5 protein-coding genes are annotated in these 5,425 nt (G+C 70.7%); 4 read left to right on the top strand and 1 reads right to left on the bottom strand.

Translation table 11 applies throughout. The annotated features are described in order from the left end of the window. The coding region (locus tag WD341_RS08650; protein WP_368425041.1) for a chorismate-binding protein at positions 1-657 on the bottom strand (657 nt) is incomplete at its 3' end. Between the two features lie 225 nt (positions 658-882). On the opposite strand from WD341_RS08650, the gene dctP reads away from it, so the two are divergent. From dctP to WD341_RS08670, 4 genes are all read left to right on the top strand, one after another. Continuing rightward, positions 883-1,980 carry a TRAP transporter substrate-binding protein DctP gene (gene dctP, locus WD341_RS08655; RefSeq protein WP_368425042.1) on the top strand — a complete coding sequence of 366 codons (1,098 nt, stop codon included), beginning with the start codon at positions 883-885 and terminating at the stop codon, positions 1,978-1,980. 119 nt (positions 1,981-2,099) lie between these two features. Then, on the top strand, positions 2,100-2,648 hold the full coding sequence (locus WD341_RS08660) for a TRAP transporter small permease (RefSeq protein ID WP_368425043.1): 549 nt from the start codon (positions 2,100-2,102) through the stop codon (positions 2,646-2,648). Continuing rightward, positions 2,645-3,922 carry a TRAP transporter large permease gene (locus tag WD341_RS08665; protein WP_368425044.1) on the top strand — a complete coding sequence of 426 codons (1,278 nt, stop codon included), beginning with the start codon at positions 2,645-2,647 and terminating at the stop codon, positions 3,920-3,922. Before WD341_RS08660 ends, WD341_RS08665 begins: the two co-directional genes overlap by 4 nt. 12 nt (positions 3,923-3,934) lie before the next feature. Further along, a complete protein-coding gene (locus WD341_RS08670; protein WP_368425045.1) occupies positions 3,935-5,311 on the top strand; it encodes an aspartate aminotransferase family protein in 1,377 nt (458 codons plus the stop codon). Positions 5,312-5,425 lie beyond the last annotated feature (114 nt).

The raw sequence follows: 5,425 nt of genomic DNA on the forward strand, positions 1-5,425 counted from the left end.
GGCGCGCTCCAGCGCGCCGCGCGCCGCCGTGCCCTTCATCGGCCGGGTCTCGAGCCAGCCCTCGGCATCGACCCGGAAGAAGAGCTCCGGCGAGGCCGAGAGCAGCAGCGGCCCCTCGAGCGCGACCAGCGCGCCGTGCGCGACCGGCTGGGCGCGGCGCAGGTGGCCGTAGAGAGCCAGGGGATCGCCGCGCGTCTCGAGGTGCAGCGGGAAGGTCAGGTTGGCCTGGTAGATGTCGCCGGCGGCGATCAGCGCGCGGACCTGGCGGAAGCGGGCGGCGTAGGATTCGGCGTCCAGCCCCGGCGTCACCCGCTCGAGGGCGGCCTCGCCCGCCGCCGCGTCGCAGCGCGCCAGCAGCGCCCGCGCCTCGGCCGCCGCCACGGGGCCCTCGTAGACGCCGAAGCAGAGCAGCGGCCCGGCCATCGCCCCGGCCTTGCCGGCGAGCAGCCCGGCGAGCCGCGGCTCGAGCCGGTAGCCGAGCTCGTAGGCGGCGAAGCCGGCGAGCCAGAAGCCCGCCGCCTGCGCCGCCTGCAGCCGCGCGAAGGCGCCCTCCAGGTCGGGATCGCCGGCGTGCAGCGTCACGACCTCGCGCGGGCGGGCGAAGAGCCGCGCCCGGCCGGTCAGGCTGGAATCGAGCAGGACGGTGCCTTGGTCCATGGTCGCACCCTATGCCACGCCGCCGCGCGCTCGTCATGTCCGGGCGCGGCGCCGGCCGGTTCCCCTGCGCCAGCGGAGGGCGCCCACGGCGCGCCGATGCCCCCGGTCCCTCGTCTCGAAGACGCGGATCTCGGCCGGGGCCTTTGCAAGAACCGGTCCCGGCGGACTAGGCTGCACCTGCCGAAGTTCACGAAGACGGCAATGACAGGGAGAAAATCGATGTTCATGAAAGAATTTGCGGGACGATGGTCCCACGCCGGATCGCGGCTGTTCTGCGCGGCCGCGACGACGGCACTGGTCCTGACCGGCGGCGGAGTCGCCTCGGCGGCCGAGTACCAGATGGTGATTGCCCACATCCTGCCGGAGGACATGACCAACAACGAGGTCCAGCCCAGCCTCACCCACTTCAAGTCGCTGGTCGAGTCCGGCACCGGCGGCGAGGTCGAGGTGCAGATCTACGGGAACGGGCAGCTCGGCAGCGAGGTCGAGACCGCCAAGGAGACGCAGGCCGGCCGCACGGTGCAGGCGACGGTCATCTCGTCGGGCGCCATGTCCTCCTTCTTCCCGGACTACCAGATCATCACGGCCCCCTTCCTGTTCCCGAGCTGGCAGGTCGCGCACGCCTACTTCGACGGCCCCTGGCACGCCGAGTTCATGCGGGGCGCGATCGAGGAGGCCGGGCTGCGCTACCTCGGCACCTTCGACGACGGCGGCGGCTTCGTCGCCTTCACCAACAACAAGCGGCCGATCAAGACCGTCGAGGACATCCAGGGCCTGAAGATCCGTGTCGAGGAGAACCCGGCGCACATCGCGACCATGAAGGCGCTGGGCGCCTCGGCGACGCCGCTGCCCTGGGGCGAGGTGCTGACCGCGCTCTCGACCGGCCTGGCCGACGGGCAGTTCAACGCGCCCGGCGTCAGCAAGTCGTTCAAGCTGTGGGAGGTCAACGACTACACGACGCTGTCCGGGCACATCTACAACTCGCAGTCCTGGATGGTCAGCGAGGCGTGGTTCCAGACGCTGCCCGAGGAGTACCGCGACGTCATCGTCCAGGCGGCGGCGGAGGCCATCGGCATCGGCCACGGCATCGCCTCGCTGCAGGCGATCGACGGCTGGAACGTCTCCTGCAAGGAGTTCGAGGAGTGCTACGTCCTGCCGGCCGAGGAGCGCGTCCGCATGGCCGAGCTCGCCCGTCCCGCCTGGCGCGAGTGGATCGTCGACGACTTCGGCGTCGAGGCGGAGCTCGTCGATTCGCTCTTCGGCAAGGTCGAGGAAATCGAGGGCCAGCTCCACAGGGCGAACTGGGAGATGTACGGCCAGTAGGCCGACCTTCTGCGAAGGCGGCCGGCGCGAGGGCGTCGGCCGCCTTCCTTCCCGCCTCGCCGTCGCGCGCCCCCCCTTGCCCCCCGTGGATCCGGAGATCGCTATGAGCCTGTATCGCTATGAGCCTGTGGCGTAGCGCGAGCGACGCACTCGATCGCCTCGTGGTCGCGATCTGCATCGGCTGCATCCTGGTGATGCTGACGATCTCCTTCGTCGGCTTCCTCTACATGATGACGACCGGGGCCGCGCTCAGCTGGACCTATTCGCTGGCGCGGCTGTTCCTGCCGTGGATCGGCCTGCTGTCGATCACCATCGCCTTCAAGAACGGCGAGCACGTCGCCATGGCGATCCTGCTGAACCGCCTGCCGCCGAGGGCGGGTCGCCTCGTCGGCTGGTCGATCGTCGGGCTGATCGGCCTGTTCGGGGCGCTCATGCTGTGGCAGGGCGCGATCTACTTCCTCGAGTCGACGCAGATCTTCATGGTCTCAGACAGGTTCCAGGTCAGTCACCGCTGGGTCGCCGCCAGCGTGCCGATCTCGGGGCTCGTGCTGCTGATCCACCTGGTCGACGGGCTCGCGCTGCTCGAGGGGCCGCAGGAATCCGACGGCACGCTCGAGCAGCTCGTCCCCGAGGCCGACGACCACCCGCACCTGAGGGAGAGCCGATGACCGTCGCTCTCGCCGTCTTCGTCGCGCTCCTGTTCCTGGGCGCCCCGATCGCCCTGGTCATGGTGCTCTCCGGCGCCGCCGGCGCGATGACCCTGGGCGGCCTCGACTATCTCAGCATCATCGCCGACCGCATGTTCTCGGGCGTCTCGCCCTACGTGCTGATGTCGATTCCCTACTTCATCTTCACCGCCGAGCTGATGAACCACGCCGGCCTGACCGAGCGGCTGATCGCCTTCAACAACGCGCTGCTCGGGCGGGTCCGCGGCGCGCTCAGCCACGTCAACATCACGGTCAGCGTGTTCTTCGCCGGCCTGACCGGCGCCGCCATCACCGACACCGTCGCGGTCGGCAAGATCCTGATCCCGGCGATGAAGAAGCAGGGCTACACCGCCGAGTACAGCGCCGCGATCACCGCCTGCTCCTCGATCATCGGGCCGATCATCCCGCCCTCGATCGTCATGGTCGTCTACGCGACGCTGCTGCGCGACGTCTCGGTGCTCGATCTCTTCGTCGCCGGCGTGCTGCCGGGCCTGCTGATGGCCGGCGCGCTGCTGGCCGTGAGCTTCTACCTGGCCTGGCGCCGGCGCTATCCGATCCACGGCAAGACCGACGCCCGGACCGCCTTCCGCGCCTTCCTGATCTCGCTGCCGGCGCTGTTCGTGCCGGTCATCATCCTCGGCGGCATCCTGAGCGGGGCGACCACGATCACCGAGGCCTCGGCCTTCGCCGCCGTCTACACCGTCGCCATCGGCTTCCTGGTCTATCGCAGCCTGACCTTCGCCAAGCTGCTCCAGTCGCTCGTCACGACGGTGCGCTTCAGCGGCGTCGTCTTCTTCCTGCTGGCCGCCTCCACCGTGCTCGGCTGGTTCGTCACGCGCTCCGGAATCGCGCGCGACGCGGCGGCCTACATCACCCTGGTCAGCGAGGAGGCCTGGGTCCAGATCCTGCTGGTCGACCTCCTGCTGCTCGCGCTCGGCACGGTGCTGGACGTGCTGCCGGCGCTGGTCGTGGTCGCGCCGGTCCTGGTGCCGGCGATGGTGACGCTCGGCTTCGACCCGCTGCACATCGCCATGGTCATGATCGTGACCCTGAACGTCGCCAACATCACGCCGCCGGTCGGCATGACCCTGATGACGGCGGCGCAGATCGCCAAGGTTCCCTACGAGCGGGCGATCGTCGCCTCGCTGCCGTTCTATGTCGCGATGATCTTCGTCGTCGTCTTCATCTCGCTGATGCCCGAGTTCGTGCTCTGGCTGCCCAACCTGATCAAGTAGCAAAGGACCGTCATGGCCGAGGGATTCGCCAGCAACTCGCCGATCGTCGCCGCCTACCGCGAGCGCACCCGCCGCTCCGCCGAGCTCGCGGCCGAGGCCGCGCAGCTCCTGCCGAGCGGCATCGCCCACGATTCGCGCTACCTGGAGCCCTACGGCATCTACGTCGAGAGCGCCCGGGGCGCGCTTAAGCGGGACGTCGACGGCAACGAGTACATCGACTACTTCGGCGGCCACGGCGCCCTGCTGCTCGGCCACGGCCATCCCGAGGTGCTGGCCGCCACCCACGCCGCCCTCGACCAGGGCACCCAGTTCGCGGCCAACCACCCGCGCGAGATCGCCTGGGCCGAGGCGATCCGGCGGCTGGTGCCCGCGGCCGAGCGGGTCCGCTTCGTCGGCTCCGGGACCGAGGCGACCCTGCTGGCGCTGCGCCTGGCGCGCGCCTTCACCGGCCGGCGCCGGATCGCCCGCTTCAAGGCGAGCTTCCACGGCTGGCACGACCACATGACCTCCGGCTACACCTCGCACTTCGACGGCTCGCCGACGCCCGGCGTGCTGCCGAGCATCGCCGAGCAGGTCGTGCTGCTGCCGCCCGGCGACCTGGCCGCGGCCGAGGCGGCGCTGGCCGGCGATCCCGAGATCGCCGCGGTCATCGTCGAGCCGACCGGCGGCTCCTTCGGCCTGGTGCCGCTCGAGCCGTCCTTCCTGCACGCGCTGCGCGCACTCACCGAGCGGCACGGCGTCCTGCTGATCTTCGACGAGGTGATCAGCGGCTTCCGCGTCGCGCCGGGCGGCGCCCAGGGCGCCTTCGGCATCCGGCCCGACCTCTCGACCTTCGCCAAGATCGTCGCCGGCGGCCTGCCCGGCGGCGCCGTCGGCGGCCGCCGGGACATCCTCGACGGCCTCGACTTCGCGGCGGCGCGCGAGAGCGGCCGGGAGAAGATCGACCACCCCGGCACCTTCAACGCCAACCCGGTGTCGGCCGCCGCCGGCATCGCCACCCTCGGCATCATCGAGACCACCGACGCCTGCGCACGCGCCAACGAGAGCGCCGAGCGCCTGCGCCGCGGGCTCAACGAGCTGTTCGAGCGAGAGGGCGTGTCCTGGGCGGCCTACGGCACCTTCTCGGCCTTTCACCTCTTCACCAACCCCGACGGGCTGGAGATCCGCCCCGGCGCCTTCGACCCGGGCGCCCTCGGCTACGAGGCGCTGAAGAAGCGCCGGCCCGGGCTGGTCCACAAGCTGCGCCTGGCGCTGCTGCTGAACGGCCTCGACATCGGCGGCTGGCCGGGCGGCATGACCTCGATCGCCCACGACGCGGCGACGCTGGAACGCAGCCTGGACGGCTTCCGCGCGGCCCTCGCGCTGCTGCGCCGCGAGGGCGAGGTCTGAGCCTGGACGGCGCTTTCACGTCCCTCGACACGCTCGGGACGAAGCGGACGGGAGTGCCCAAGGATGCTTCGTCCCGAGATGGCGTAATCGGGCTGATCTTGGTGGGGAGCGGTT

The sequence above is a fragment of the Tistlia sp. genome (genome assembly GCF_040905785.1).
GTDB lineage: Bacteria > Pseudomonadota > Alphaproteobacteria > Kiloniellales > DSM-21159 > Tistlia.